Source organism: Roseobacter cerasinus (genome assembly GCF_009811755.1).
Classification (GTDB): Bacteria; Pseudomonadota; Alphaproteobacteria; order Rhodobacterales; family Rhodobacteraceae; genus Roseobacter; species Roseobacter cerasinus.
The window spans coordinates 112682-139196 of the sequence record NZ_BLIV01000010.1 but is presented as its reverse complement, the minus strand read 5'-3'; the positions used below and the strand labels follow the sequence as shown (position 1 = coordinate 139196).

At 62.3% G+C, this 26515-nt stretch carries 27 protein-coding genes, 1 tRNA gene and 1 pseudogene; 9 read left to right on the top strand and 20 right to left on the bottom strand.

Translation table 11 applies throughout. The features are described from left to right. Nucleotides 1–124, bottom strand: a pseudogene (locus So717_RS20300) (S-(hydroxymethyl)glutathione dehydrogenase); the annotation flags it as partial. A gap of 165 nt (nucleotides 125–289) precedes the next feature. Here So717_RS20300 and So717_RS20295 point away from each other — a divergent pair. After that, the gene (locus tag So717_RS20295) at nucleotides 290–901 is read left to right on the top strand and encodes a hypothetical protein (protein ID WP_159980727.1); all 612 of its coding nucleotides are present in this window, start codon (nucleotides 290–292) and stop codon (nucleotides 899–901) included. Between the two features lie 20 nt (nucleotides 902–921). Here the strand turns inward: So717_RS20295 and So717_RS20290 are convergent, their stop codons facing one another. After that, nucleotides 922–1965, bottom strand: a complete 1044-nt coding sequence (locus So717_RS20290; RefSeq protein ID WP_159980725.1) for a quinoprotein relay system zinc metallohydrolase 2 — start codon at nucleotides 1963–1965, stop codon at nucleotides 922–924. A 123-nt stretch (nucleotides 1966–2088) separates the two neighbouring features. On the opposite strand from So717_RS20290, the gene So717_RS20285 reads away from it, so the two are divergent. Then, entirely contained in the window at nucleotides 2089–2901 is an 813-nt protein-coding gene (locus So717_RS20285) for a quinoprotein dehydrogenase-associated SoxYZ-like carrier (RefSeq protein WP_159980723.1), read from the top strand. A 115-nt stretch (nucleotides 2902–3016) separates the two neighbouring features. Here So717_RS20285 and So717_RS20280 read toward each other — a convergent pair whose 3' ends face one another. The 17 genes from So717_RS20280 to So717_RS20200 all read right to left on the bottom strand — a co-directional run bounded on the left by So717_RS20280 (nucleotide 3017) and on the right by So717_RS20200 (nucleotide 18462). Next, nucleotides 3017–3370, bottom strand: coding sequence for a hypothetical protein (locus So717_RS20280; RefSeq protein WP_159980721.1), 354 nt, complete (start codon nucleotides 3368–3370; stop codon nucleotides 3017–3019). Further along, nucleotides 3367–4026 carry a hypothetical protein gene (locus tag So717_RS20275; protein ID WP_159980719.1) on the bottom strand — a complete coding sequence of 220 codons (660 nt, stop codon included), beginning with the start codon at nucleotides 4024–4026 and terminating at the stop codon, nucleotides 3367–3369. The genes So717_RS20280 and So717_RS20275 overlap by 4 nt, the downstream gene beginning before the upstream one ends. Nucleotides 4027–4072: 46 nt before the next feature. Further along, complete coding sequence (locus So717_RS20270) at nucleotides 4073–6301, bottom strand: ATP-binding response regulator (protein WP_174239075.1); 2229 nt, start codon at nucleotides 6299–6301, stop codon at nucleotides 4073–4075. Between the two features lie 2 nt (nucleotides 6302–6303). Further along, on the bottom strand, nucleotides 6304–7461 hold the full coding sequence (locus tag So717_RS20265) for an FIST N-terminal domain-containing protein (protein ID WP_159980717.1): 1158 nt from the start codon (nucleotides 7459–7461) through the stop codon (nucleotides 6304–6306). 10 nt (nucleotides 7462–7471) lie between these two features. Beyond that, a complete protein-coding gene (locus So717_RS20260) occupies nucleotides 7472–8185 on the bottom strand; it encodes a LuxR C-terminal-related transcriptional regulator (RefSeq protein ID WP_159980715.1) in 714 nt (237 codons plus the stop codon). A gap of 176 nt (nucleotides 8186–8361) precedes the next feature. Further along, entirely contained in the window at nucleotides 8362–9543 is a 1182-nt protein-coding gene (locus So717_RS20255; RefSeq protein WP_159980713.1) for a BatD family protein, read from the bottom strand. Next, complete coding sequence (locus So717_RS20250) at nucleotides 9540–10214, bottom strand: hypothetical protein (protein WP_159980711.1); 675 nt, start codon at nucleotides 10212–10214, stop codon at nucleotides 9540–9542. Before So717_RS20250 ends, So717_RS20255 begins: the two co-directional genes overlap by 4 nt. Beyond that, nucleotides 10211–11110 carry a vWA domain-containing protein gene (locus So717_RS20245; protein ID WP_159980709.1) on the bottom strand — a complete coding sequence of 300 codons (900 nt, stop codon included), beginning with the start codon at nucleotides 11108–11110 and terminating at the stop codon, nucleotides 10211–10213. Before So717_RS20245 ends, So717_RS20250 begins: the two co-directional genes overlap by 4 nt. Further along, a complete protein-coding gene (locus So717_RS20240) occupies nucleotides 11107–12069 on the bottom strand; it encodes a VWA domain-containing protein (RefSeq protein WP_159980707.1) in 963 nt (320 codons plus the stop codon). Before So717_RS20240 ends, So717_RS20245 begins: the two co-directional genes overlap by 4 nt. Beyond that, the gene (locus tag So717_RS20235; protein WP_159980705.1) at nucleotides 12062–12433 is read right to left on the bottom strand and encodes a hypothetical protein; all 372 of its coding nucleotides are present in this window, start codon (nucleotides 12431–12433) and stop codon (nucleotides 12062–12064) included. The genes So717_RS20240 and So717_RS20235 overlap by 8 nt, the downstream gene beginning before the upstream one ends. Then, nucleotides 12430–13335 carry a DUF58 domain-containing protein gene (locus So717_RS20230; RefSeq protein ID WP_159980703.1) on the bottom strand — a complete coding sequence of 302 codons (906 nt, stop codon included), beginning with the start codon at nucleotides 13333–13335 and terminating at the stop codon, nucleotides 12430–12432. Before So717_RS20230 ends, So717_RS20235 begins: the two co-directional genes overlap by 4 nt. Then, entirely contained in the window at nucleotides 13332–14288 is a 957-nt protein-coding gene (locus So717_RS20225) for an AAA family ATPase (RefSeq protein WP_159980701.1), read from the bottom strand. The genes So717_RS20230 and So717_RS20225 overlap by 4 nt, the downstream gene beginning before the upstream one ends. 89 nt (nucleotides 14289–14377) lie before the next feature. After that, complete coding sequence (locus So717_RS20220; protein WP_159980699.1) at nucleotides 14378–15295, bottom strand: hypothetical protein; 918 nt, start codon at nucleotides 15293–15295, stop codon at nucleotides 14378–14380. Nucleotides 15296–15370: 75 nt separating this feature from the next. Continuing rightward, nucleotides 15371–15955: a GNAT family N-acetyltransferase gene (locus So717_RS20215; RefSeq protein WP_238841132.1), complete on the bottom strand. Its 585-nt coding sequence runs from the start codon at nucleotides 15953–15955 to the stop codon at nucleotides 15371–15373. A 181-nt stretch (nucleotides 15956–16136) separates the two neighbouring features. Continuing rightward, nucleotides 16137–16607, bottom strand: coding sequence for a 23S rRNA (pseudouridine(1915)-N(3))-methyltransferase RlmH (gene rlmH, locus So717_RS20210; protein ID WP_159980695.1), 471 nt, complete (start codon nucleotides 16605–16607; stop codon nucleotides 16137–16139). Between the two features lie 24 nt (nucleotides 16608–16631). Further along, a complete protein-coding gene (rsfS, locus tag So717_RS20205) occupies nucleotides 16632–17129 on the bottom strand; it encodes a ribosome silencing factor (RefSeq protein WP_174239074.1) in 498 nt (165 codons plus the stop codon). A 49-nt stretch (nucleotides 17130–17178) separates the two neighbouring features. Beyond that, nucleotides 17179–18462 carry a mechanosensitive ion channel family protein gene (locus tag So717_RS20200; protein ID WP_438810688.1) on the bottom strand — a complete coding sequence of 428 codons (1284 nt, stop codon included), beginning with the start codon at nucleotides 18460–18462 and terminating at the stop codon, nucleotides 17179–17181. Nucleotides 18463–18725: 263 nt separating this feature from the next. Here So717_RS20200 and leuC point away from each other — a divergent pair, with 263 nt between their 5' ends. The 4 genes from leuC to So717_RS20180 all read left to right on the top strand — a co-directional run bounded on the left by leuC (nucleotide 18726) and on the right by So717_RS20180 (nucleotide 22893). Next, a complete protein-coding gene (gene leuC / locus So717_RS20195) occupies nucleotides 18726–20132 on the top strand; it encodes a 3-isopropylmalate dehydratase large subunit (protein ID WP_159980689.1) in 1407 nt (468 codons plus the stop codon). Beyond that, nucleotides 20133–20870 (top strand): DUF3800 domain-containing protein, encoded by a 738-nt coding sequence (locus So717_RS20190; protein WP_159980687.1) that lies wholly within the window; start codon nucleotides 20133–20135, stop codon nucleotides 20868–20870. It abuts the gene before it with no gap. Between the two features lie 121 nt (nucleotides 20871–20991). Next, entirely contained in the window at nucleotides 20992–21597 is a 606-nt protein-coding gene (leuD, locus tag So717_RS20185; protein ID WP_159980685.1) for a 3-isopropylmalate dehydratase small subunit, read from the top strand. Nucleotides 21598–21783: 186 nt separating this feature from the next. Further along, the gene (locus tag So717_RS20180; protein ID WP_238841127.1) at nucleotides 21784–22893 is read left to right on the top strand and encodes an endonuclease/exonuclease/phosphatase family protein; all 1110 of its coding nucleotides are present in this window, start codon (nucleotides 21784–21786) and stop codon (nucleotides 22891–22893) included. A 90-nt stretch (nucleotides 22894–22983) separates the two neighbouring features. Here the strand turns inward: So717_RS20180 and So717_RS20175 are convergent, their stop codons facing one another. Further along, nucleotides 22984–23697: a DUF2306 domain-containing protein gene (locus tag So717_RS20175; protein WP_238841125.1), complete on the bottom strand. Its 714-nt coding sequence runs from the start codon at nucleotides 23695–23697 to the stop codon at nucleotides 22984–22986. 91 nt (nucleotides 23698–23788) lie between these two features. Between So717_RS20175 and leuB the strand changes: the two genes are divergently transcribed. From leuB to So717_RS20160, 3 genes are all read left to right on the top strand, one after another. Then, nucleotides 23789–24895: a 3-isopropylmalate dehydrogenase gene (gene leuB / locus So717_RS20170; protein WP_159980683.1), complete on the top strand. Its 1107-nt coding sequence runs from the start codon at nucleotides 23789–23791 to the stop codon at nucleotides 24893–24895. A gap of 132 nt (nucleotides 24896–25027) precedes the next feature. Continuing rightward, nucleotides 25028–25978, top strand: a complete 951-nt coding sequence (locus tag So717_RS20165; RefSeq protein WP_159980681.1) for a DMT family transporter — start codon at nucleotides 25028–25030, stop codon at nucleotides 25976–25978. Between the two features lie 55 nt (nucleotides 25979–26033). Next, nucleotides 26034–26110, top strand: a tRNA-Pro gene (locus So717_RS20160). Nucleotides 26111–26515 lie beyond the last annotated feature (405 nt).

Here is a 26515-nt window from a genome sequence, read left to right as displayed (position 1 = left end):
TGTGGCACAGGCCCGTCGCCTTGATCTCCACCAGAACCTCGCCCGCCCGCGGGCCCTCCAGGTTCACCTCCATAACTTCCAAAGGCTTCCCAGCAGCAACCGCAACAGCCGCGCGCGTCTTCATCATAGTCTGATCCTCCCAGGCCGTGACCATCCCCGATCACAGTCTCTTGAAGTTGAGTATGAGCGTCAGCGCGCCGTCAGAACAACTAAGACAATGGTGGGTATTTGGCGCAGTGGACAGTCAAGACATGCTTGGCGCATAGTTGTGGGACAGCAAGGAGACTGCATGATGAAATCCGGTGCCATTGCGGTGTTGCTTGGTGTTTCGATCCTCGGGGCACCTGCACACGCGGCCGATTATTCCGATCCCACCTGGCCTTGCGTGCAGCGCAAGGTGGAAACGCTGTCGCTTGGGCTGATGTGGCCACATCCCGTTGATGAGGCCGCGGTTGTGGATGAGGGGTTGCAGGCAGACGTGAGGGAGCTGGCGGGGTATCTGTCCCTGCGCCGGGTTGAGCTTGAGAGTCTTCAGGCGCAGGTTGAGACATTTGCGCAAACATATGACGGTGACCCCCAGGCGCTTGGTCTGGTTTTCGCGACGGTCTTTGATACGCTGTCGCAGCGGCGCGCGCGGGTGATCAAGGGGATCGGAGACTTCTCATTGGGCCAGATCGCCCTCTCAGGGAAGATTGACCAGACCCGGGGCGAGATGAACACCATCCTTGCCAAGGCGGAGCCGGATTTCGATCAGGTGGACAAGCTGGAAGAGCAGCTGGACTGGGATCAGGTGATCTATACCGACCGGCAACGCAACATTGCCTACCTGTGTGAAACGCCCACGCTGTTGGAGCGGCGGCTCTTCAGCATTGCGCAAATGCTGAACCAGGTGGTGCGCTAAGCCTGATCAGCGGCCGCTGATCACTCCCATTCCAGCTCGGTAAAGGCCACGGTGGCGTTGCGGGGGTTGTAGGCCTCGAACAACTGCCAGTGCTTGGCCTCGCTTTGCGCGATCACCTCGACGGCCTCTCCTAGCCGCTGACCGATATCAATGGCGGCGCGCGTGTCGGTCTCCAGCACATCCAGATAGCGCATCATATCATCAGCACCCGCAGGCCAGTCCAACGCCGGGGCGCCATGGCCCGGTACCACCCGTTGCAGCGGCATCTGCGCGAGATCGGCCATGGCCTTACGCCAACCGGTCAGGCTGCCATCAAGGGCGGGGGTGTGCAGATGGAACACCAGATCACCGGCAAGGAGCGTGCCGGTCTGTGCATCAAAAACTGTGATATCCGTGCCCGTATGCGCCATCGGCCAGGCGCGGATCTGCAAGGGGCGGCCGCCTGCGTCAATCTCAACCTGCGCGTCAATGGTCACATCAACCGGCACACCGCGGGTGCCCAGCATCACATTGGCACCCACCAGACGGTCGAGGCTTTCCAGGTAGTTGGCCTGCCGGTCCGCGAGCGCCCGCGGTAGGTTGGCATGGCCGATGATCTGCGCTCCGGCTTCGGCAAATGGGCTGGCGCCCAGGGCGTGATCAGGGTGCATATGGGTCAGGATCACATGGGTGATGGGCGCGTCGGTCCGGGCGCGTATCGTGCGCCAGAGCGCTTCGCCGATCCAGCGCGCGGTGCCGCTGTCGATCACCACGACGCCGGTCTCCCCGATGACAAAGCCGAGATTCGCGATGTCGCCGCGGTTGGTGGCGTCGGGTTCGGCGACCTGGCCTGTGTGTACAAAGACGCCCGGTGCGATTTCAGTGATCTCCAGTGTTTCTCCGGCAGGGGCGCATTGAGGTGGAGTTTGCGCGTGCAGGGGAGCGAATACGGTCAAGTCTGGTGGCTTGGCAGCAAGCGCGTCGGCGCAGGCGGTGGTGGTTTCCGCCTCATACCCGGGCAGAAGATGGCTGCGGCAGGGGCCGTCTGACAGGCTGAGGCAGAGTGTGATCACGGCTTCGAACATGGTGTCTTCCTCCGGGGGCACAGTCCCACACAAGGGGTACACGCCCAATCAGCCATAGGTATTGGTATATTTTCTTGGGTTTTTGTGTCATAACACCGCAATTCCGTGCAGGAGGAGGAGAGCATGGCGTTGAAAGTGAGACATGCGGTGGCGTTGGCAGCGCTGATGTCGGGGCCCGTTTGGGCCGGGGATACAATCAAGAATCCGCTGACCGAAAGCGAGACCTGGACTGATCTGCGCGGCGATATTGTGGGTGATGCGGAGATCACGCAGGCGGAGGGGCTGCTGTCGATTGACGCGCCCTATCGCGCGCATGATGCGGCGACCGTGCCGGTGTTGCTGAGGCAAACCGACCCGTCCAAATCCATCACCGCCGCGACAGTCGTTATTGATGAGAACCCCGCCCCCGTGGCGGCGGTCTTTGGGTTTTCGCCGGGGATGGGGCCGCTTGATTTTGAACTGCGGGTGCGGGTCAACCAGTATTCGAATGTACGGGTGATTGCGGAAACCCCGGAGGGGTTGCACATGACAGGGCGCTTTGTGAAGGCGTCGGGTGGCTGTTCAGCGCCGGCGACGAAAGATCCAGAAGTGGCGCTGGCCAGCATGGGCAAGATGAAGCTGCGCGCCTTCGATCAGGCGGCGCAGATGTCGACGCCGCGCCGCGAAGCGCAGATCATGATCCGCCATCCCAACTATTCAGGGCTGCAGCGGGATCAGATCACGCAGCTGTTCATTCCGGCGCATTTCATCGATCATCTGGAGGTCTGGCAGGGCAGTGAGCTGTTGTTCACCATGGATGGTGGGATCTCGATTTCCGAGAATCCGGTGTTCCGCTTTGCCTACAACGACAATGGCGCGACCGCTCTGACGGTCAAGGCGACGGACACCGAAGGCAACAGCTTTGAAAGTGTGCTGCCGAAGTCGGTCAGCGGATAGGTCTGTCTTGACGGGGAAGCGCCCTTCCCCCCATCGAAGGGGGGCGGGCGCTGCCCGGCGCGATGCGCCGGGGGCGACAGCGGATATGTTTTGGTTAGATGATCGGGTGACGTGCCTAGAAGCAGACGATTTCCGCCTCAGCCTGCGCGCGTCTGAGGTCGGCCACCATGTTTTCGGCCATGGCTGCGCTTTGGAAAAACGACATCCTCTCACCGCCCACACGGCGCATGGACAGCACGGTTTCGGCTTCGAGGTATTTCTCGTATGGCAGGATCGCGGCAATCTCGTCGATGGAGCAGGCACAGCGGTCCAGCATCTCGCGGGTCTGGCCGTTGGTGGCCATGCAGGCAAAGACATAGTCCGCCCGTGCGGCGGTGGGATAGTCGTTCAGCTGGTCCGCGACCGATTGCGCGTCGGCGGCACCGGGCACGGCCAGCGCTGTGCCGAGGAGCAGCGCCAGCCGCCTCATTGTGTGGTGTCGAGCCGGTCGAAGGCCAGCTCTGAGCGGTAGACATCGCCGTTCGAGGCTTCGGCCACAAGGCTCATGTACCAGCCGGGCACCGCGTCTGACATGGTCACCCGCAGTTCGAGATCGCCAAACCCCTGCATTCGGTCGCGGTTGGGATCTTCGGCAAAAGGGTAGATCCGGATGATTTTCGTGGACACGGTTTTGCCATCCACCACCGCTTCGCCGGTTTCGATGTCGGAAGGTTGGATCAGCGCATCCTTGACCCGATTGCGGATGTAGTAGGGGCTGCCGCCTGCGGCCTCAGCCATGTCGCGGACGACGGTTTCGTAGAAATACATGATCATTGGGTTGCCCACGCTGGCAGGGAATGCCCCCAGCGCGCGGTGCTTGCCATCCTGCCAGAACTCCAGCAGCGCCATGGTGGCCTCGCCTTCGCGAAAACTCAGGGAGATGTCCCCGCTGTCCCGTTCGGCGGCCTCCGGTTTTAGCGCATTGCTGACATCCCGGCGGTAGAGCAACTGTGTGTCGCGGTCGATCTGATCCAGCGTTCCATTGCGGAAGAGCATGTCGTAGGTCTTGTCACCCGCCAGCGGGGCTGCGGTGGCTGCACTGCACCACAGGACGGTGGCCAATCCGAGAACGGCGCGTTTGATCATGAGTGTCTCCTCCCAATCAAGAGTGTGCAGCCCGGCCTCACAGCTGTCACCTGCGACTTTTGTCTGCATCCGACGTGAGGCTCGGGCCGCGCACTTTCCATTCAATCAGCGGGCGCAGGCGTGACAGCTCCGCCGGTTTGGTCATCACCGACATGTCGTTTTGCTCCCCCAGACGGCGGACACGTTCGCTGCGGTCGGCGGTGATCAGGATTGCGGGCACCTGCGTGCCGGTCGCTGCGCGGATATCGCGCGTGGCCTGCACGCCGGTGTCACTGCCATCGAGCTGATAATCCGCCAGAATGATGTCGGGCGGCATGCCGAGATCTGTGACATGCGCCATGGCCTCTTTGGTTGATCGCGCGGCCAGCACGCTGGCGCCCCGCAGTTCCAGCCATTGGGTGGCCGCGTAGAGCACATCGGCGTCGTTCTCGATCACCATCACGATGTAGTCGAGCGGGCCTGCGCCGCTGTCCTGCACCGGACCAAAGGGCGCGGGGCGTGCGGTTGCGGGGTCCACCACATCCATCGCAATGCGAAAGACCGAGCCTTTGCCGGGTTTCGAGCGCACCGTCAGGTCGTGCCCCAGCAGGCGGCAGGCCCGGTCGACCACAGAGAGGCCGAGACCCATGCCCGATCCGATGGGCACATTGTCGGCGCGGGTGAATTCGTCGAAGACGCGCAACTGGTCCTTGGCGGAGATGCCGATACCTGTATCCCAGACCTCAAGCACCACCCTGCTCCCTTGGCGGCGACACCCCAACAGCACCCGACCTCCGGGGTTGGTGTATTGGATTGCATTCACCACCAGGTTCTGGATCGAGCGCAGAAGATAGACCGGGTCGGAGTGCACCACCAGCGAGCAGGGCACCACATCAAGCCGCACGGATTTCTGGGCGGCGACCAGCGCCTGATCGGCTTTCACGCCTTCCATCAGCCCTTGCAGGCTGACATCGGCGGCTGCGACGGTGTCTGGGTCGGCGCTTTCCAGCCGCGAGATATCAAGCAGGGAGTGCAGCAGATACTCGGCTGATGAAAAGGCGCCCTGAAGCCTCTCGACCATGGGGCGAAAGCGGGTCTCCCGCGTGACCTCCTGCAGCGAGGAGATAAGCAGCTTGGCGGCGTTGATGGGTTGCAACAGGTCATGGCTTGCCGTGGCCAGAAACCGCGTCTTGGAGGAAACGGCGGCTTCGGCCAGCTCCTTGGCGACGCGCAGCTCTTCCTCGACCCGGGCTTTCTCTTCATATTGCTCGGTCAGGTTTGCGTTGGCGCGGGTCAACTCAGCCGTGCGCTCCATCACCCGGTTTTCGAGCAGCTCGGTGGAGCGGGTCTCCAGCGTCACATCCTTCAGTTCCACCAGAAACCCGCCGTCGGGCAACAGATTGGCCTGCACATCCAGCACGCGGTCTACACCATGGGCGACGCGGGTGCGCAGCGAGCCTTTCTTCTTCAGCTCTTCGCGCCAGGCATCGACCCGCAGCAGTGCATCCTCGGGGATCAACGCGCGGGCGCGCATAAAGTCGATCAGCTCCTGCAGCGGCGTTCCGGGCTGCAACACGGTGATGGGAATGCCCAGAATGTCGCGGAACCGCCAGTTCTGCATCATGACCTCACCGCTGGCCGAGAAGGTGCAGACCCCGGCTGTCATGTTCTGAAACACGGCTTGCAGATAGTCCGCCTGCCGGTCGATCAGATGTTCCTTTTCGCGCCGGTTGTGCCGGACCAGCGCAGTGATCTCTGTCAACAGGAGCACCGTGTTCTCGGGCGAGGTGCGCTGCGCGCTCATCTGGTACCAACGGTCGCCCGACACCTCGGCCACCAGCGAGACAACCGACCCTGCGTTGCGGCCGCTTTCCAGCGCGCGGCGCAGGTTGGTCAGCTTGCGGTCGGTCGAGATCAGATGCGTGCTGCCCGCCATCAGGGCAAAGCAATCAGCCAGCGTCAGGCCCGGTGTGATCTTGGCGGAAATGTCGGGCAGCAACCCCCGAAAGAGATCGTTGCAGATGTTCAGACTGCCGTTGGAGAAGAGCGCCAGACCTTCCTCCATCGACGCCAGCGCCTCAGCGAGGGTTTTGCGGGTCAGCTCGCGTTCATAACGCGCACTTTCCAGCTCCAGCGTTTGGGCAGCGACCTTCTGTTGCAAATCGATGGCGGATTGAAATGCGCGGTAGGCTGAGGGGCCCACGTCTTTCTGGCGGCTGGCCCGGCGGATCAGCGCCTCGATGATCTTGGCCTGTTTTTCGACCTGCACCTGCGGCGGGTCGTCAGGGTTGATCATACTCAATAGAGGCTCCGCTGCTCAGGCTCGAAGAAGGCGACACCCACAAGGGTCTGGTTCATATGCACGCCGCATTGCTGCTCGCCATAGGTGTTGAAGCCAAAGACACGGGCCTCTCCCAGCACCTGCGAGACCGCGCGGCCAAGTTGCTTCTGCTCGATCTCAAGCTTGCGCAGCACGCAGTCGAAGCCAAGGATGAAATCCGGGTTGCGCCCATTGCTGTCACGGATATCCAGCCCGGTCTGCAGCGTTCGAATGATCTCCTGCCCCTGGCCAAGCGTCATGATCAGCCCGTCGTCGATTGCGGCCAGAAAGGACAGGGCGCCATCTTCATCCGCATCCGAGATGGCGCGCACATAGTGGTTGTCCTTATACTCGATCAGCATGGGGTTCTCTGCAAAGATCTGCGGTGACAGATCTTCGACTGCGCAGCCCACAAGGCGCGCGTATTCCTGTGCAGCAGGCGCGCCGTTGATCTCGAAGACCTTGCGCTCGTCGGGGTCCGCGTCGGTGATGATGATCTGGCTGCCTGCAGGCAGGAAGTGATCAAATCCCACGCCCTGAAACGGCAGATCGGTTTCCAGCAGCAGCAGCACCGCTGCATTGTGGTGCGGGGTGCCCTTGTGCAGCACATAAGTCTGCTCAAAGCGCAAGCCGTCTCCGGCGGAGCCGCCGAACACCGGCAGATCCCCCAGCACGGTCTCCAGTGTCGAGATCAGCATGTCTTCCTGTTTCGACAGCCCATCCGAGAAGATCAGCCCCAGGCGGTGCCATCCGGCTGTGTGCTGAAACTTTTGTTCATGTTTTTGCGCCTCGGTCGCGATGGTCGTTGTGGAGAGCGGCTTGAGTGGCTCAAACAGGATGGACGAACAGCGGAAATGGGTCCGCGGGAAGGCCAGCAGCAACAGAACATCCGTCTCATAGCCAGCCGGGGTGATTTGCCCAGCGGTGGAACAGCCAAAGACGGGCAGACCACCAAGCGCATCGTCCAGCGTGTCTGCGACCACTGTGCCGTCAAGCTCCCCCGGTACGAAAGCCAGCACAAAGCAGGCGTTGTCCCGGTTGATCTGGGCCGCAGCCCGCCGGGCGGTGTCTTCCTCTGTCGTTACATGCGACAGCACCACCTCGACACAGGTTGGCTTTTTCTGCGCATCCAGCATCCGGCCGGGCCTAGTGTTTCAGAAAGGCGCGCGCCTCGGGCTCATCCCGGCGTTGTGCGGCTAGCGCGCCTTCCACCAGGACAACCGCCTGCGTCCGGTTGCGTACGCCCAGGCGGCGCAGCAGGGCAGTGATATGTGCCTTGACCGTGGCTTCGGCCAAGGACAGCTCATAGGCGATCTGCTTGTTGGGCTTGCCACAACAGATCAGCCGCATGATCCGCTGCTGCTGCGGTGTCAGCTGTGCAAGCGTCGGGTGATCGAACTCAATGGTGTCGTTGTCGTCTTCGGCAGGGCTCTGGTAGTCAATGGGCACGTAGGTGCCGCCTTGCGCCACATCCGCGAGCGCTGAGATCAAAAGCCGCGCCGATGTGTCCTTTGGCAGGAAGCCGCAGGCGCCTTCCTTCAGCAGCGATTGCACCAAGTCAAAGGACGCGAGCGACGAGATCACGAGGATCTTTGCATCTGGCAGCTGTTGGCGCAGGCTGACGAACCCGGAGATTCCGGTGACGTCCGGCAGCTTGAGGTCAAACATGACCAATTCGGGCGCAAACCCGCGCTTGGCCTCGCGCAATGCCTCGCTGAGGTTGCTGGCCTTGCGAATATCGCAATCAACAAAGGCGATCTCCAACGTGGATTCCAACGCATCGCTGTAGAGCGGATGGTCATCAACGATGAGAATCCTAGAAACCGCATCCGAATCAACGGGCGCACAAGCGTGTTTCATTCGTTAGTCCTCCCACCGCCATCGTAGCCGCACGCTGTGTCATTTCAACAGTTTACCTCGGACGGGGGCCAGAAACCGGGCATAATCGGTCAGGTTCCGCAGCTGTCATCACGCTGCGGTGGGCCGATGTGGCATTATCCTGCATGATTGGCGGGGTCGGCTGATGCGGCTCAGCGTCATCTGCGGCGCAGGTAGGCGCGCACAAATGTCATCAGTTCAGGCGATCCCGTCTGAGGGCTGAACACCGCGCGGTCCAGGTGATGCAGCAGTTGGCTGCGCCGTTCGGAGGGGCCGTCCCGGAGCAGCATGGCAGCAGCGGCGCGGCGCACTCCGGTGGCCTGTTTTTGCCGTGCGGCCCGACGCATCTGGCGGGCCAGTGGATCAAAGGGCGCAAACCGCTGCAGGGCGGCCACCCCCTGCATATGCCGTCCCCAAACGGTGCCGAGAACGCCAGCGAAACCCACCGCTGCGGCGAGCAGCGCCATAGGCCATCCCGGCAGCGTGGCGGCAGCAGGCTGGGTCTGGGCGGTGATGGATTGCGGAACGGCAGTGCCATAGGCCACGCGCTGGGCCGAGATCGTCGCGGTTTGCTCTGTGCGGCCAACAGTGTCGAAATAGCCAAAGCTGATCGGCTCCACGATGGTCGAGGTGTCGTTGCTGGGCCGGATCGTCCAGCGCCAGAAAGCATAGCTTTGCGGGCCTTCGGGAGACAGTTCGACAAACCGCTTTTCGGGATGCGCAAAGATCATGGCGGAGGGCGAGGTCAGCTCGGGCATGGGGGGGATCATTTCCGGCGTCACACCCAGCGCCTCGATGCGGATGACCCGCAGCACGCCTTCGCCGGGGGCCAGTTGATCGGGGGCGTTGGACCATTGATCCGACACGCGAAGCGTTTTGACCGGGAACCACCAGTCTTGACCCGGTGGGGCGGGCGCCACCTCAAGTGTGATCGGGGGGGAGACAACCTTGTGCTCAAACCAGTCGTCACCTTCGTCCGTCAGGGTCAGCACATGGGTGAAGCCGCCAATGGTCAGCGTGCCCGCGCGGTCCGGGTAGACCGCCATGCGCCGCGTGAAGGTCTTGACCTTCTCACCGTTCAGCCGCTCCTCGCGCCAATCGTCATTGCCGAGCTGGGTCCAGCTGAAGCCATCGAGGTCTGGCTGAACCAGTTTTTCGCGGGTGATATGGCGGCGATAGATGCCTTTGATCGTGATCAGCACCATCTCGCGCGCGAGCGGGGTGTGCGCTGTCTCTTCCACTTCAACCCAAAGGCTCAGCTCTCCGGGATAGACCGCGCGCGTCTGTGCGCTGAGCGTCAGAGGCCAGAGCAGCAGGGCCAGACAGAGCAGCCCCCTCATCTTGGGTCCTCCGGGTCGGGCGGGGACAGTCCCAGCTTGGCGCGCCGCTTGTGTTCTTGCGCGATGCGCGCGGCCATGTATTCACCCGGCACATCCGCCAGCTGCTCCAGCCAGCGGGCATCGGCGAGCATGAATTTGTCATCGAAGATACGCCGCACCCCCAGCTGCCCGCGGCTTTGCAGCTCAGCCAGTCCCAACATCGTGTTGGCGTTGGTCACCTCGCTGCCCGTGCCCGCGGCGCGCCCGTTGCCGCGCGCGACAAAGCTCTCCTCGGTGGGGCCTTCCTTGCGCTCGGGAAACAGCGCCAGAGTGTCGGCGCCGATGCTAAGACCGGCGTAGTAAGCCGCAACCACATCGAAGTTGGCGGCGGCATCGGCGTGGCCTTGCGCGCGCGCGATGTCAAAGGCCTCAAGCGCTGCCGCATAGCGCCCGGCGTGGGCCTCGGCATTGCCCAGATTGAAGGCGGATTGTCCTTGGGCGAACCGTGCGGCAGCTTCGTCAAAACGGCCTGCGCGGTAGAGCGCCGCGCCCTGCCACTCGGGCGTGGGGAACAGCGCAACGGCTGGGCCATGCTGGCCCAGAGCCATCAGCACGCGGCCAAAGGGGGCTGTGCCGCCGATGAACAGCGCGAGGCTCAGCGCGCAGATGGAGATCAGCGCCAGCAGTCTCATGCGGAGGACCCGCGAAACAGCGTGAGCAACGGCAGTAGGGCAAGCAGCAGCACATATCGTCCCAGATCGACCCAGAAAAGCAGCAGGTAGTCCTGTTCCTGCAGCGCCGCGCGGCCCCCATCCCGCAACCAGGACGCCAGCCCATCGGTCTGATCGAGCGCGAAGACCTGGCCCAGACCCGCAGCCGCGTGGGTGCCAAAGGCGGGCGATGGGTTCTCCAGCGCAACCAGCGACAGCCGCGCGCCCCGGTCCGCGATGGCCGCTGCGGATTGAAGCGATGAAGCGTCTAGTCCCGCACCATCGCTCATCAGCACCACGTCACCGCCCAGGATCTCGGCCTGCTCCAGCACCTCCAGCGCCAGGGCCAGGGCGCGCTCCGGACGTGACCCCGCATCCGGCACGGTGCTCGCGTCAATCAGCGAGAGTGTCTGGCCCAGCTGCACGTGATCAAGCGTCATGTCGCTGGCCACATAGGCGTCACCGGCAAATACAATCAGCCCGCCTGGTCGCGTACCCAGGGCGGCGAGGCCAAACCGGCCCATGGTGAGCATCTGCGGCCAACGAGGGCTTTCCGTGACGCTTGGCGAAGCGTCAATCACGAAGATCACCCCATCCAGATTGCGGAAGGACAGCGTATCGCGTCGCTCAACCGCAGGCCCGGCCAGGCTGAAAATGATCAGCGCCACCGCTGCGAGCAGGGTCAGAAGCGGCGCGCGGCTGGCGCTGTCATCCACCCGGCCCAGAGCTGCCATGGCACGCAGCAGCGCAGGGTCCGTGGCCTTTTGCCAATCGCCAAGTCCGGCTTGGCGCTGGTAGAGCCACCAGCCCAACAAACCAAGTGCTGGCAGTGCGAGCAGCCACAAAGGGCGCAGCAGGGTGAGATCAGGCAGGCTCATGCGAGCTCCCTCCAGCCCAGCCAGAGGCTCAAACAGCCAGCAAGGGTGGCGGGCCAGATCCAGTAGTCGCGGAAGACCTCCGCCGCCAGCCCATCGCTGTCGGTGGCCTCCAGCCGGTCCAGCGCGCGGGCCACGGCCTCAAGGTCATCGGTTGTCTTGACGCGGAAGCTTTCGCCGCCGGAGATGTCTGAGATGGCCTGCAAGGTGGCGGCATCGACAACGCCGCGCTCACCGGCCTCGGCTGTGGTCAGATCCTTGGGGCCAAGCGCGATTGTATGCACGCGAACCCCCATCTGTGCAGCCAGTTCGGCCACGCCGCGCGGGTTTGTGGCGCCTGCGTTGTTCACACCGTCCGACAGCAGGATCACCACGCGTGTGGCCGCATCGCTTTCGGCCATGCGCTTCACCGCCAAGCCTAGCCCATCTGAGATGTTGGTTGCACGTCCTGAAATTCCGATCACGGCGGTTTCGATTTGATGTGCGACGGCTTCCACATCGAAGGTGAAGGGGGCGGCGTAGTAGGCTTCGGATCCAAAGACGATCAGGGCCACGCGGTCGCCGCCCCGGCGCCGGGCGAAGTCGGCACCGACGGTCTTGACGGCCTCAAACCGGGTGATCTGACCTCCGTCGAGGTGGAAATCATCCCGCACCATGGACCCTGACAGATCGAGCACGATGGCCAGATCGCGCCCGGTCACCTTGAGGGCCGAGACGGGGGCCAGATCGCGTGGGCCGGAGGCGGCGAGAAGCAGCAGCCCCCAGATCGCCCAGAGCACCCCGTGCCGTAGCGATGTGCCACCGGGCAGGCTGCCCCGCCGCCCGGCGGCGACCATGGCATCGCCAATCCGGTCCGGCACGGTCAGCGCGCGCCCGGTCATGCGCGCAGTCTGACGCCATCTCAACGCCAGCAGCGGCAAAGGCAGTGCCAGCAAAACCCACGGATCGGCCAGCTCAAACATGGCGGCGCAGCTCCGCCTCCAGCGCGGAGGGCGCGATGCCGCCGCCCGGTTCATAGATGGCGCCCCGAAGCTCGGCATAGCGCTCCGGTGCGAGGCTGCGCAGAAGGTGCAGTTGCTCTACGCGGCGCTCTGCGGCGGGCAAGTGGCGTGTTTGATCCAGCCGGTCCGCCGGGCTGAGCGAGGCCGGTTCTGCGCATTTCAGGCTGAGCGCGCGCAAAAGGCCGCTGACAAGAAGGGCTATGAGGCTGGCAAGCCCCACGGCCACGGCCAGATCGGCCGCAATTCCACCCGCCGCTTCGGTAGGCATCTGGATGTCGCGCAGGCTGATCAGCATGGCCTCTTCGCTGAGCGCGCGGTCGGTCATGCGGCCTGCTCCGCCGGGAAGGCCGCAAGGATCTGCCGGGCCATGTGCTCAACCGGGTCGCTGGCGCGCAGCACCAGCGCCGTCTGACCCGCGATTTTTTGCAGCGGCGTCTGTGATGTCTGCATTCCCCCGCCCAGTGCGACCCGCAGCCGCCGCCCGTCAGCCAGCCGGATCGGGTAGCGTCCTCGAGGCATTTGCGCCACATCATCCCCTGCGATCAGAAGCAGCCTCGGTGTCCGGCGGCGCGCCAGAGATGTCAGCCGATCCGCCAGATCTGTGCCCGGCGTGTCAAAGCCCGAGGCGATCATCAGCTCCGCACCCGAGGGCACAAGCCGACCCGCGCGAGACAAGGCCTGAGCCAGCGGCGGCTCATCTGTCACGCCGGCCTGCATGGCGTGCAACGCTGTGTCATGGGCTTGAACCATCCCGCCAATCACGTCGAGCATGCCGCGGCTGCGGCCCCGGGCAGGCACGATCACGGGCGCGCCTGCGCTCAGCGCCATCAGCCCGACGCGCCCGCCGCTTTCGACGATGTTCCAGCCGATCAGGCTGAGCGCCTCGGCGGCTGCCACCGACCGGAACGCCCGCCGCATGCCCCAGAGCATCGAAGGCCGGAAGTCAGCGATCAGCAGGCTGATCCTGTCCCGTTCCTCCTGAAATTGGCGCACGTGCAGACGCCCAGTCCGCGCGGTTGTGCCGCGATCCAGATGGCGGATGTCGTCACCCGCCACATATTCGCGCATGTCGGCGACCTCCAGCCCGTGGCCTTTGCGCCGGGTGGCAAAGCCTCCGGGCAGGGCGGCGAGCACGGGCGAGATATCCGCGTTCAGCGCGACCCGGCGCAGAGCAATCAGGGCATCAGAGCGCAGCGCGACGCCCGGAGCATCAAGCGCGCCGCTCATAACGCGGGCGTGGCATTCAGCACATCTGCCACCACATCCCGGGCCTTGCGCCCGTCGGCCACCGCGCGCCAACTCAGCACCATCCGGTGCGCCAGAGCATCCGCCGCCAGCGCGGCAACATCCTCGGGCAGCGCATAGTCCCGCCCCTGCAGAAAGGCACGCGCCTTGGCGGTTGCGGCCAAGGCAAGCGAGCCGCGCGGCGAGACCGCATGCTCGACATCGGATGACAGCGGCCCCTCGCGCGTCGCCAGAACAAGACGAACGATATAGTCGCGCAGTTCTGGCGCGAGATGCACCTTGCGCACCGCGGCCCGGGCCTTTGCCAACTCCGCAAGCGGCAAAGGCTGCGCTGCGGGCGTGCCGGTCTGCGCTTCAGCCTCGACCAGATCGAGGATCTGCCGTTCCGTTTCAAGGTCCGGTAGGTCCAGCACCACATGCAGCAGGAACCTGTCCAGCTGCGCCTCCGGTAGAGGGAAGGTGCCGTCATGTTCGATGGGGTTCTGCGTTGCGACCACCAGAAACGGGTCAGGCAGGGGGTGTGTTTCGTTGCCTGCGGTGACCTGCTGCTCGGCCATGGCCTCCAGCAGGGCGGATTGCACCTTTGGGGGCGCGCGGTTGATCTCGTCCACCAGCACCAGATTGTTGAAGACCGGGCCTGCGACGAATTCAAAGCTGCCGTCTTGTGGCTTGTAGACGGGTGTGCCTGTCAGATCCGAGGGCATCAGATCGGGCGTACACTGGATGCGGGCAAAGCTGCCCTCAACAGCGTCCGACAGCCATTTCACGGCGCGCGTCTTGGCCAGCCCCGGCGGCCCTTCGACCAGCAGGTGCCCTCCGGCCAGAAGGGCCACCAGCAGCCGCTCGATCAGCGCCTCATGCCCGACCAGACCATTGGCCAGAAATGACGAAAGCGCCGCAACGCCCGATGTCGGGGGCTCGGGTCGAGTGTCCATGCTTCCTCCCGGCTGCGGTGCGCAGCCCTCCACCCTTTACGGTAGCGGGGTCGGTGGTTTGCGCAAATACCCCCGAAAGTATTACCCGGTCAGTCGGGCGCGCGCCTGCAGTCCGGCATCAGGATGGGCGCGAAGCGGGCATCGCGCATGGTTTCGGTGGCCCGCACCAGCAATTGGTCATATTCGCGGTCGATGTAGTCGATGAACCCCGGCTCAATGGTCTGATCTACTGGCGCTTCAGCCACGGCGTGCATCATGAACACATCGAAGATGCACAGACCGCCCGGATTTGACTGGAGCAGGGCGCGCATGAAATCCCGCGACTCCCAGGGCAGGCGCTGCAGGTTGAGGGGCGTTTCCTGCAGCTTGGACTGGAATCTGGCCGCGCGGTCGAACAGGAGGATATCCATCCCGAAGGTGAAGGACTGGAAGAGCTCTTCTACAAGGATTGAGGTGTAGAAAGACCGTTCCAGCGTGCCAAGCGTGGCCACCCGGGGCTGTTTGACCATGATATGCGTGCCTTGCCCGCGCCGTCCAAAGAAAGTCTGCGCCATGGCTGGCGATGTCGCAGCGTATTCACGCTTTGGCGGCAGGCCCAACTGGTAGATCCCGTTCATCCATCCCAGGTCAGCCGAGAGCGCGCGGTTGGGCGGATGGCCGGAGTAGAGCCGCAGGATCACCGTGCGCCCGGAGCCACAGCTGGTGGCGTCTGCCCCCGCATAGCGCATGGTCAAGGGTTTGCTGAACACATGCGCGGCCAACGTGCGAAAGGCGTTGATCACCTCCAGTGAGTTGGGGTGGGGGCGTTCGCCGACCACGCAGAGGCTCGCGCCCGCCAGATCACGCCCGTTGATATGCACGGGGATCGAGAGGTCACGCCCGACCATTGTCGTCCGTAGCTCATAGTTCCAGCCGCGCCGTGCCAGATCGACAAAGGCCGCGCGGTCCGCCAGCGCAGGCGGCCCGGTGATCAAGGTCAGATAGAGTGCCGCGATCAGCGCGCGCATGAGATGTCCCTCCGTCTCGGGCAAACCTAAGGCGCTGGGGGCGAAGCGTCCACGTCTTTGATTTTGGCGCGGGCGTCAGGTGGTGTAGCGGTCCAGCTTCCAGTGCAGATTGGCCTTCACCGCCGGCCATTCGCTCGCGATGATCGAATAGGCCGCCGTGTCCCGCACCGTGCCGTTTGGCATGATCATGTGAGAGCGCAATATGCCGTCGAGCTTGGCGCCCAGCCGTTCGATGGCGCGGCGGCTTTGCGTGTTCAGCACATGGGTGCGGAACTCCACGCAGATGCAGTCCAGCTGTTCGAAGGCGTGTTGCAGCAAGAGGAGCTTGCATTCGGTGTTGAAGGGAGTGCGCTGCGCCGAGGCACGATACCAGGTGGAGCCGATCTCGATCCGGCGGCTGGCCTTGTCGATGTTCATATAGGTGGTCATGCCGATGGCCTTGCCACTTGATTTGTCGAGGATCGCAAAGGGCAGCATGGTGGGCAGGGCGCGGCGGCGGTCGATCTCGGCGGCCATACCTGCGGCGTCAGGGATGGTCGTGTACCACAGCGCGTGCAGGTCGCCGTCTGCGGTGGCTTCTGCCAGATCGTCGTGGTGGGCCTGTGACAGAGGGACAACGGCGACGTGTCGCCCTTCGACGGAAAACGGATTTGGCCAGATGGTCATAAGGGCTCCCTCTTTCGCGGTCTGGTAAAGGAGCACTGAAAATCAGCAGCGAGGCAAGTCCAATTCTGAAGCCTGAGGCGGAAAGCCCGGTTTTACCCGATGCGCTGCCCTGGTTGCGACGCGAGCATATCTGAGATTTTCGGAAAAAGTGCTTTTTGTCACTTGGCCATGGTCCTCAGTTGCGGTGATAAGGCGCACCGGCGAGGATCGACGCGGCCCGGTAGAGCTGTTCTGCCAACATGACCCTCACCAGCATATGCGGCCAGACCATCTTGCCGAAGGACAGCGCGAAGTCGGCATCTGCGCGTAAGCTTGAATCAATGCCGTCAGCCCCGCCGATAATCAGGGCCAGATCGCCGTGCCCGGCATCCCGCCACTCCGCCAAGCGCTGCGCAAAATCGGGGGAGCTTTCGACGCGCCCACGTTCGTCCATCGCGACGATCACCGCTCCGCCGGGCAGGGCGCGGCGGATCAGGTCCGCTTCACCAGCCATGCCCCCGCCCTTGCGGTCGTCCACCTCGATCACCCGTGCAGGGCCAAGTCCCAAGCCTCGGCCCGTGCGATCAAACCGCGGCAGGTAGTCGTCAATCAAATCCTTCTGCGGCCCCGCGCGCAGGCGCCCCACCGCAACAATATGCACACGCATCAGAGTGGCCCCGACCCCGGAAGGTCAGTTCGCCGCGCTCTCCGAGCCATCCATCGGCTGCCACATCTTCTCAAGCTGATAGAATTCGCGCACTTCCGGGCGGAAGACATGCACAATCACATCGCCTGTGTCGATCAGCACCCAGTCGCCCGTATCCTTGCCTTCGACCTTCGACGTGCGGCCAAACGTGTCTTTGACCGTCTGCGCGAGCTTTTCCGAAATCGCGGTCACCTGACGGCTCGAGCGCCCGGAGCAGATCACCATATAGTCGCCGATCTCGGTCTTGCCGCGCAGGTCGATCTGCACGATGTCTTCAGCCTTGTCGTCGGAAAGGGATGAAAGGATGGTCGCCAGGAGCGTGTCGCTTGTGGCCGTGTCGGTCGCAGCTACCACGGCTGCAGACCCGTTTTGAGCAGCAGGTGCTGCGTCAGTATGGATAGACAGGACATTGTCCTCCTTGCATCGCGCCGACCAACCCCCGGCGCTGGGATACCTCAAAGGGTAACAATTGCATGGCGACATTTCAATGACAGCGTCACGTTCGGCAAGGTTTGGTTAACCAATGCTCGTCTTATGCCTCATCCTCCAGCAGGCGCACCTCGCGCTGCGGGAAAGGGATTGAAATGTTGTGCGCCTTGAAGCTGTCCCAAAGGGCCAGATAGACGTTGCCGCGGATGTTGGTCAGCCCGCCGGTGGGGTCGCGAATCCAGAACCGCAGGATGTAATCGACCGAACTGTCGCCGAAGCCCACGATATGACAGACCGGCAGCTTGGGGTGCTCCAGCACCCGGTCGACACCTGTGGCTGCCTCGATCGCCAGCTTGCGCACCTGATGCGGGTCGCAGCCGTAGGAGGTCCCGAAATAGATGTCGAGGCGCACAAAGTCGTTGGAATGCGACCAGTTCACCACCTGGCCGGTGATCAGGTCTTCGTTGGGGATGAGATACTCGCGCCCGTCCCGCGTGACGACGCTGACGTAACGCGCACCAAGCGCGTTGATCCAGCCGAAGGTCTCGCCAAGCGAGATCACATCCCCGGGCTTGATCGACTTGTCGAGCAGGATGATCACGCCCGAGACGAGGTTCGAGACGACCTTTTGCAGGCCAAAGCCCAGACCCACACCGATGGCGCCGGAGAGCACGGCAAGCCCGGTGAGGTCGATGCCCACCGCCTTCACCCCCATGAAGAAGGCAAAACCATAGAGGAAGATCTGCACCGCCTTCACGGCGAGCACCTGCATCGAGGGGCTGATATCCTCGTTGCGGCGGATACTACTGGCTGTCGTGGAACTGACCAGCCGCGCCACGGTGAAGAGCACGCCGATGACCACAGCCGCCGAGATCAGCGTCAGCACCGAGAGGTGGAAGTCTCCCACATCAAGCGCAATGTCGTCGAGGAACTCCGACACCTCGTCCGAGACCCCGACCAGATAGAGCGTCGCGTAGATCCACAGGCCCCAGGTCACCAGCCGCCGCAGGAAGCGGTTGCGCACCAGCCGCGCGGCGTAGGCGATACCGGTCCAGACAATCGCGAGGGTGGCGGCCAGCCCGATGAAATAGGAGCGCGAGGGCCAGGTGATCTGCTGCATGACGAGATACAGGGCGCTGGCAAGCACCGCAAACCAGATGAGCCCCATGCGCCGCTTGATTTGCACGATCATGCGCAGCTGCCATTTGGACCAGCCTTCGCGTGCGCGCACCTGGTTTTCGATCACCCGGTTTGAGAGGATGTGCAGACCGTAGGCCACTACGGCCAGGCCGATCACGATCAACACCTGATTCTGCCGCCAGCCCGGTGTGATGATGCTTTGCAGGAAGCTCGTGAACAGGAACCAAATCTCATCCACCGACATCATCGCGGCGGCAAATGGTTCCTCCTCCGTCTCCATGCGTGCTCCTTTTGGACGAAAACTGGCATAGACAGCGGGCCGTCACAAGCCGCCAAGGCTTGCGGCAGAGCGATCAACGCGGTATCTCAGCCGGATGATACGCATTGTGGATATGGATGACCGCGCGCGGCTGCGCGAACGCTTCTTCGGGGCGACCCACACCGTGCTGGCGCGACTATAAGCCCGTCGCCGCCCCAACTGACCTGTTTTCACATCACGGGAGAGGACCCATGTCCCCCAAAACACTCTATGACAAAATCTGGGATGCCCATGTGGCCCATGAGGCTGAAGATGGCACCTGCCTGCTCTATATCGACCGCCACCTCGTGCATGAGGTGACCAGCCCGCAGGCCTTCGAAGGTCTGCGCATGGCCGGTCGGAGCGTGCGCGCGCCGGACAAGACCATCGCGGTCCCCGATCACAATGTGCCGACAACGGCGGGCCGCGAAGATCCGTCGAACATGACCGAGGACAGTGCGATCCAGGTGGCCGCGCTCGATAAGAATGCCAAGGACTTCGGCATCCACTACTACCCGGTGTCGGACATCCGCCAGGGCATCGTGCATATTGTCGGGCCGGAGCAGGGCTGGACCTTGCCGGGCATGACCGTGGTCTGCGGTGACAGCCACACGGCGACCCACGGCGCTTTTGGTGCGCTGGCCCACGGCATCGGCACGTCAGAGGTCGAGCATGTGCTGGCGACGCAGACGTTGATCCAGAAGAAATCGAAGAACATGAAGGTCGAGATCACCGGTAAGCTGCGCCCCGGTGTGACCGCCAAGGACATTACGCTCTCGGTCATCGGCGCCACGGGCACGGCAGGCGGCACAGGTTATGTGATCGAATACTGCGGCGAGGCGATCCGTGATCTGTCGATGGAAGGCCGCATGACCGTCTGCAACATGGCCATCGAAGGTGGCGCGCGGGCTGGCCTGATCGCGCCGGATGAGAAGACATTTGAGTACTGCAAGGGCCGACCGCACGCGCCCAAAGGCGCGCAGTGGGAAGCGGCTATGGAGTGGTGGAAGACCCTCTATTCCGACGATGATGCGGCCTGGGATCAGGTGATCACGCTGAAGGGCGAAGACATCGCCCCTGTGGTGACCTGGGGCACGTCGCCCGAAGACGTGCTGCCCATCACGGCAAATGTGCCCTCGGCAGAGGATTTCGAAGGCGGCAAGGTCGGCGCGGCACAGCGCTCTCTCGACTATATGGGGCTGACACCGGGCACACCGCTGTCTGATATCGAAATCGACACCGTCTTTATCGGATCTTGCACAAATGGGCGCATCGAAGACCTGCGCGCGGCTGCCGAAATCCTGAAAGGCAAGAAGATCAAGGACGGCTTGCGTGCCATGGTCGTGCCCGGGTCGGGCCTCGTGCGCGCCCAGGCCGAGGAAGAGGGCCTTGCGGATATCTTCAAGGAAGCGGGCTTCGAATGGCGCCTTGCGGGCTGCTCCATGTGCCTGGCCATGAACCCAGACCAACTGGCTGAGGGTGAGCGCTGCGCTTCAACCTCCAACCGCAACTTCGAAGGACGGCAGGGCTATAAAGGTCGCACCCATCTGGTGTCACCCGGCATGGCGGCTGCAGCAGCAATCACAGGGAAACTGACAGACGTGCGTGAGCTGATGTAGGTGTCAGAATTCTCCGACTACATCGTCTATCTCGATGAAAGTGGCTCGCCCTCGATAGAGGCCGATGCACAAGACTTCCCGGTCTTTGTCTTGGCGTGCGTGTGTATCTCCAAGGAAGAATACGCCAACGCAATCGTGCCAAGACTTCAGGCGCTCAAGTTCAAATATTTCGGGCATGACCAGATCGTCTTTCATGAAAGAGATATTCGGAGACAAAGCGGAGATTTTGTCGTCTTCAGAGGTAATCCAGATACCCGTTCAAACTTTCTGGCGGATGTCTCCCGATTGATCGGAAGTTTTGATTTCGACCTGGCAACTGCTGTCATCGATAAAGCGAAGCTGGCGGCCCGCTATCCAAATCCATGGTCGCCCTATGAATTGGCGATGCTGCTCGCCATGGAACATTTGGCCCTCATCCTTCGTGACAAAGGACAGTTGGGGCGCATCGTTCATGTCGTGGCGGAGTCGCGAGGAAAGCTTGAGAATGCGGAACTCGAGTTGAGTTTTCGCCGCATAGCTGATGGGCAACCGCCACTGCAGTCAAACCAGATCGATCTGATTACAAGCATAGAATGGAGACTATTGTTCTCTGATAAGAAATCTAACTCTTCAGGGCTGCAACTGGCTGATCTGATCGCAAGGCCTGTCGGGAAGCATCATCTGAAGCCCCATCAGGAAAACCGGGCCTATGACATCATAAAAAAGAAAATCGGATATTGGGTGAAGAAATTCCCCTGAAAGCAGAAGGGCCACCGGACAAGCCAGTAGCCCAACGCCGACCGAAAAAAGTCCAGCCCATTTAGTGTTCAAGATATGGGCTAAAAGAGATAAGTTCAAGTTAAGCACTATAGAGGTCAAAATGGACAAATTTACCACCCTCACAGGGATCGCGGCGCCGATGCCGCTTGTGAATATCGACACCGATATGATCATCCCCAAGCAATTCCTGAAAACAATCAAACGCTCGGGCCTCGGCGCGAACCTCTTTGACGAGATGCGCTTTGATCGTCAGGGCAACGAGATCGCCGATTTCGTGCTGAACAAGGATGCCTACCGCGAGGCGGAGATCCTTGTCGCAGGCGACAACTTCGGCTGTGGCTCCAGTCGCGAGCATGCGCCTTGGGCGATCAAGGATTTCGGTATTCGCTGCGTGGTCGCGCCCTCCTTTGCCGATATCTTCTACAACAACTGCTTCAAGAACGGTATCCTGCCCATCGCGCTGCCGCAGGAGCAGGTTGATGTGCTGATGAAAGACGCTGAAAAGGGCTCCAACGCGCGGATGACAATCGATCTGGACGCCCAGACCGTAACCAGCTCGGACGGTGAGGTGTTTTCCTTCGAGCTTGATTCTTTCAAGAAGCATTGCCTCATGCACGGGCTGGACGACATCGGGCTGACAATGGAGAAGGCCCCGGCGATTGATACTTTCGAGACCGCAGCGGCCCAGGCGCGGCCCTGGGTCTGAACCGGCACAATTTTCGAAACAGCTCATCGGATTGGTCTTTCGGGACCGGTCCTATGGGCTGCTCTATATCTCCACCTTGACGGTTTTCGACAACGCTATGTTTGCTTGAGGTGGTCAAAATGGTGTGTGCTCTGATACAGCTCGCATTAGGGTTGTATCCCGTAGACTGACCTGGATGACCATTGCATGGGAATTTTCTCCCGTAAGAACAGCCGATCCTGCGCGCCGTTGATCAACGCGGCGCTGATGATCGTCGCAATCTGTGTCTCAGCGGGCGCGGCCGTTTGCGAAAGCCTGCGGGTTGCAACCTTCAACACTGAGCTGTCGCGCAAGGGCCCGGGGCTGTTGTTGCGCGACATCGCGGCGGGTGACGATCCGCAGATCGAGGCCACACTGGCGGTGATTGCCGACGTGCACCCGGACGTTTTGCTGGTGCAGGGGTTCGACTATGACATGACCGGCGAGGCTTTGATGGCCTACGCGGACGCGTTGCGCGCTCGTGGGGTGGACTACCCCTATAGTTTCTCGGCGCGGCCCAATACCGGCATGCCCACGGGGCTTGATATGGATGGCAATGGCAAGCTGGGCGAGCCGCGCGACGCGCAGAGCTATGGCCGGTTTTCGGGGCAGGGGGGCATGGCCATTCTGTCGCGGCACCCCATTGATGTGGGAGCGGTGAAGGATTTCACCGATTTTCTCTGGCGTGATCTGCCAGATGCGCTGTTGCCTGAAACCGAAGCCGGGCCGTTCCCATCCGCCGAAGCGCAGGCGGTGCAGCGCCTGTCGACCACCAACCATTGGGTGGTGCCGATCACCGTGCCGGAGCTGGGGCGCGTCGACATTATGGCCTTCCAGGGCAGCCCACCTGTCTTTGACGGCCCGGAAGACCGCAATGGCAAGCGGAACCATGACGAAACGGTCTTCTGGCAGCACTATCTGGCGGGTCATTTCGGAGATGTCGAGGCCAGCAGTTTCGTGCTGCTTGGGGATATCAATCAGGACCGGCGGGATGGCGAGGGCATCAAATCCGCCATTGTCGGTCTTCTGGACGATCCGCGCCTGCAAGATCCAATGCCTCAGAGTTACGGCAGCGAAACAGCGACAGGGGATCCGTTTGATACGGTGGACTGGACAGACCCTGTGCCGGGTAACCTGCGGGTGGACTATGTCTTGCCCTCTGCCGATTGGCGCGTGCTGGGTTCGGGTGTTTTCTGGCCAAACCCCGATGATCCGCTGGGCCAGACGGTGATCGCCGCCAGTCGTCACCGGCTGGTTTGGGTGGATATCGCGCGCTGAAGCGTCATGCGAAAAACCTGACTCACATGACGCTGCCTGAAATCATAGATTTCAACGCGTTACGTCATGTGCGATGTTTCAGGCATTTCGTCAAACGCTCTGGGCCCGGCGCATCCACAGCTCCAGCTCCAGCGCCAGCAGGTAGGGCAGGTAGAAAGCGAAATTCTGCACCAGATCAAAGGCGCCATCGAAGTCAGGGGTCGAAGCCACACCGCCGGTGGCCAGATACCACAACCCATAGTGCACCCGGTAAAGCCAGGAGCCAAAACTCAGAACCAGCAGCCGCAAGGCCCATTGCCGGTGGATGGCAAACGCCTTGTAGCGGGCATGGCGCAGGGCTTGACCTGCGCAGATCACCACCAAAGCGCCATAAAGCGCGAAGCCCGCGTTCATCCAGACCCCGCCGATGGTGCCGCGCATCGCGATATAGGTCAGACCGCCCAGTCCGACGATCACCCCCGCAAGGCAGAGCACCCGGCCCATCCAACGATGATAGCCCGGCCATCGCTGGCGCAGCCCGGGCCAGACCTGCAACGGGATGAAGAGCATCAGGCCAGCCCCCAACGCCATATGTGAGAAGATCGCCAGATTGGCGAGCGTGAGTTGCGGCGTGTAAAAGCGATTGTCCGCCAGATCAGCACCGGTCAGCGGCCCGACCCCCGATGTCAGAGACCAGTGCACAAAGGGCAGCGCCAGCAGGATCAACAGACCCCACCCGATCCAGAGGCTGAGTGTCCTGCGCCGCGTCGTTGCCAAGGTTCTGTCCTCCTGATCCGTTTTGCCGGACCCGAGCAGCCCAGCCACGCCGCGCAGGGGCGAATCTCTGTCAGGTCAACTTGACCCTGCGCAGGCTGCACGCTAGGCCGCGCGGGACAGATTTCAAAGGAGACGTTCCATGGCCAACCCTTCTCTTCTTATCCTTGCCGGTGATGGCATTGGCCCGGAGGTCATGGAGCAGGTCAAGCGCGTGATCGGCTGGTTCGGAGACAAGCGTGATCTGGCCTTCGATGTCAGCGAAGATCTGGTTGGTGGTGCGGCCTATGATGCGCATGGCACGCCGCTGCATGATGATACGATGGCCAAGGCGCTGGAGGCGGATGCGGTCTTGCTGGGCGCCGTGGGTGGCCCAAAATACGATGATCTGGATTTCAGCGTGAAGCCCGAGCGCGGGTTGTTGCGTCTGCGCAAGGAGATGGATCTGTTCTCCAATCTGCGTCCCGCGCAGTGCTTTGACGCACTTGCGGATTTCTCCTCGCTCAAGAAGGATGTGGTCGCTGGCCTCGACATCATGATCGTGCGCGAGCTGACCTCGGGCGTCTACTTTGGCGAACCCCGCGGCATCTTCGAAGAAGGCAACGAACGGGTTGGGATCAACACCCAGCGCTACACCGAAGGCGAGATCGACCGGGTGGCGCGCTCCGCCTTTGAGCTGGCGCGGCGACGCTCTGGCAAGGTCTGCTCGATGGAGAAGGCCAATGTGATGGAAAGCGGCATCCTCTGGCGTGAGGTGGTGCAGAAGGTGCGCGATACGGATTATCTGGATATTGAACTCAGCCATATGTATGCCGACAACGGCGCGATGCAGCTGGTGCGTGCGCCCAAGCAGTTTGACGTGATCCTGACCGACAACCTTTTTGGCGACATCCTGTCGGACTGTGCCGCGATGCTGACCGGGAGCCTTGGCATGTTGCCCTCTGCCAGCCTCGGCAAACCCACCGAGAACGGCCCGCCGCGCGCACTCTATGAGCCGGTGCACGGCTCGGCCCCGGACATCGCGGGGCAGGGCAAGGCCAACCCCATTGCCTGTATCCTCAGCTTTGCGATGGCACTGCGATATTCCTTTGACCAGGGCGCGGAGGCCGCGCGGTTGGAAGCGGCCATTGAGACGGTGCTGGCCAATGGCGCGCGGACCGCTGATCTGATGGGGGCCGAGGGGGGCACACCGATCAGCACAACCGAGATGGGCGATGCAATTCTCGGCGCTTTGGACGCGAGCCTGTAAACCTGTCGCATCCTGCAGCGCATGGCGGTTGCCAGAGCGGGGCTGCATGAGGATAGTGTGCGACAACCGGGCTGTGTGGACCAAAGGCCCACGCCGCCCTGGTGCCGGACCCCAACACCGCCGGAGCGCTGAATGAACCAGAACCTCAAAGCGGCGCTCATGGCGCTTGTGGCCTTTGGGCTCTTTGCCAGCCATGACGTCCTGATCAAGGTGCTGGGGGGCGGGTACTCGCCCGTCCAGATTGTCTTTTTCAGCGTGCTGTTCAGCTTTCCGCTGGCGATGTTGTACCTGCTGCGCGATGCGACGCCTGGCACGCTGATCCCGGTGCATCCCTGGTGGATGATGGGCCGCACGGTTGCAGCAGTCATCACCGGTTTCTGTGCGTTCTATGCCTTTTCTGTGCTACCACTGGCGCAGGTCTATGCGATCCTTTTCGCTTCACCCCTCTTGATCACCATCCTCGCCATTCCGATCCTGGGCGAACAGGTGAAACTGCGCCGCTGGATCGCGGTTGGCGTCGGGTTGTGCGGCGTTCTGGTTGTGCTGCGCCCGGGGGAGGCCGAGCTGGAGCTGGGCCATCTTGCGGCGCTCGTCTCGGCTGTCTGCGGTGCCTTTGCCTCGATCATCGTGCGCAAGATCGGCCGCGACGAGCGGTCCGTGGTGATCATGCTTTATCCGATGATGGCGAATTTCGTTGTGATGGCCATGTTACTACCGTTGGTCTATCAGCCGCTGCCACTTGCCGATCTCGGCAAACTGGCGGTCATAGCGCTTTTTGCCTGGACGGCGGGGCGCTTTCTGATTGCGGCCTACAATGCCGGAGAGGCGGTGGTCGTCGCGCCCATGCAGTATTCGCAGATCCTCTGGGCGTCTCTGTATGGTGTTCTGTTTTTTGATGAGACGCCGGGCACCAGCACGATCATCGGCTCTGCGATCATTATTGCCAGTGGCCTTTTCATCGTTCTGCGCGAAAGCAAGACGCCGGGCTCGGAGCAGCCGGTGCTGCGAACACGATCACGCCCTGAGACGGGGACCACCCCGCGGGTCTCGCCTTTTTTGCGGCGGGACAAGCGGTGGAAATAGGGGCCCGGACCCGCTTGCCAAGCTGGTGTGATATCGCTATTTCGGCGAGATCGGTCGGGCTGTAGCGCAGCCTGGTAGCGCACCTGCTTCGGGAGCAGGGGGTCGGAGGTTCGAATCCTCTCAGCCCGACCAAATCATCGGATGTTTTGTAGAGTTGCGGGGACTTTGTTCCGGGAACCATCACTTCGTCCTCTATCTGCACACACGTCGTCCAACGCGTTCAAAACAAAAGATCGCTTTTCGGGACCTATTTCAGCGACTTTTGAGCTTTTCATCTAGCGTGGGCGGGCCTATTTCGTTGAAAACTCTTGGTCGATCGGGACGTAAGCTGCTGATTCATGTGTGGATGTCCCCCAATGTGCAAGGCCATTTTACAATTGAGCGTGTGATCGGGTGCGGTCATGTGTCAGGCCTCAGTGTGCGGCACTGTTCATGGCCGCGGGCCGGTATGGAGATGAGCGGAGTGGGTCCACATCAATTCGGCGAGCTCATGGCTCATTGAATCAGTCTGGTTTTCCCATTCCGGATCATTGCGAT

Excerpts from the sequence above, each read along its gene's own strand:
- So717_RS20165 (WP_159980681.1), top strand. The coding sequence starts at position 25,028 with ATGAACCAGAACCTCAAAGCGGCGCTCATGGCGCTTGTGGCCTTTGGG.
- leuC (WP_159980689.1), top strand. The coding sequence starts at position 18,726 with ATGTCCCCCAAAACACTCTATGACAAAATCTGGGATGCCCATGTGGCC.
- So717_RS20285 (WP_159980723.1), top strand. The coding sequence starts at position 2,089 with ATGGCGTTGAAAGTGAGACATGCGGTGGCGTTGGCAGCGCTGATGTCG.
- So717_RS20200 (WP_438810688.1), bottom strand. The coding sequence starts at position 18,462 with ATGATGTCGGTGGATGAGATTTGGTTCCTGTTCACGAGCTTCCTGCAA.
- So717_RS20225 (WP_159980701.1), bottom strand. The coding sequence starts at position 14,288 with ATGGACACTCGACCCGAGCCCCCGACATCGGGCGTTGCGGCGCTTTCG.
- So717_RS20260 (WP_159980715.1), bottom strand. The coding sequence starts at position 8,185 with ATGAAACACGCTTGTGCGCCCGTTGATTCGGATGCGGTTTCTAGGATT.
- So717_RS20250 (WP_159980711.1), bottom strand. The coding sequence starts at position 10,214 with ATGAGACTGCTGGCGCTGATCTCCATCTGCGCGCTGAGCCTCGCGCTG.
- leuD (WP_159980685.1), top strand. The coding sequence starts at position 20,992 with ATGGACAAATTTACCACCCTCACAGGGATCGCGGCGCCGATGCCGCTT.
- So717_RS20230 (WP_159980703.1), bottom strand. The coding sequence starts at position 13,335 with ATGAGCGGCGCGCTTGATGCTCCGGGCGTCGCGCTGCGCTCTGATGCC.
- rlmH (WP_159980695.1), bottom strand. The coding sequence starts at position 16,607 with ATGCGTGTGCATATTGTTGCGGTGGGGCGCCTGCGCGCGGGGCCGCAG.
- So717_RS20255 (WP_159980713.1), bottom strand. The coding sequence starts at position 9,543 with ATGAGGGGGCTGCTCTGTCTGGCCCTGCTGCTCTGGCCTCTGACGCTC.
- So717_RS20265 (WP_159980717.1), bottom strand. The coding sequence starts at position 7,461 with ATGCTGGATGCGCAGAAAAAGCCAACCTGTGTCGAGGTGGTGCTGTCG.
- So717_RS20245 (WP_159980709.1), bottom strand. The coding sequence starts at position 11,110 with ATGAGCCTGCCTGATCTCACCCTGCTGCGCCCTTTGTGGCTGCTCGCA.
- So717_RS20275 (WP_159980719.1), bottom strand. The coding sequence starts at position 4,026 with ATGATCAAACGCGCCGTTCTCGGATTGGCCACCGTCCTGTGGTGCAGT.
- So717_RS20270 (WP_174239075.1), bottom strand. The coding sequence starts at position 6,301 with ATGATCAACCCTGACGACCCGCCGCAGGTGCAGGTCGAAAAACAGGCC.
- So717_RS20240 (WP_159980707.1), bottom strand. The coding sequence starts at position 12,069 with ATGTTTGAGCTGGCCGATCCGTGGGTTTTGCTGGCACTGCCTTTGCCG.
- So717_RS20290 (WP_159980725.1), bottom strand. The coding sequence starts at position 1,965 with ATGTTCGAAGCCGTGATCACACTCTGCCTCAGCCTGTCAGACGGCCCC.
- So717_RS20180 (WP_238841127.1), top strand. The coding sequence starts at position 21,784 with ATGGGAATTTTCTCCCGTAAGAACAGCCGATCCTGCGCGCCGTTGATC.
- leuB (WP_159980683.1), top strand. The coding sequence starts at position 23,789 with ATGGCCAACCCTTCTCTTCTTATCCTTGCCGGTGATGGCATTGGCCCG.
- So717_RS20235 (WP_159980705.1), bottom strand. The coding sequence starts at position 12,433 with ATGACCGACCGCGCGCTCAGCGAAGAGGCCATGCTGATCAGCCTGCGC.
- So717_RS20280 (WP_159980721.1), bottom strand. The coding sequence starts at position 3,370 with ATGAGGCGGCTGGCGCTGCTCCTCGGCACAGCGCTGGCCGTGCCCGGT.
- rsfS (WP_174239074.1), bottom strand. The coding sequence starts at position 17,129 with ATGTCGCCATGCAATTGTTACCCTTTGAGGTATCCCAGCGCCGGGGGT.
- So717_RS20295 (WP_159980727.1), top strand. The coding sequence starts at position 290 with ATGATGAAATCCGGTGCCATTGCGGTGTTGCTTGGTGTTTCGATCCTC.
- So717_RS20220 (WP_159980699.1), bottom strand. The coding sequence starts at position 15,295 with ATGCGCGCGCTGATCGCGGCACTCTATCTGACCTTGATCACCGGGCCG.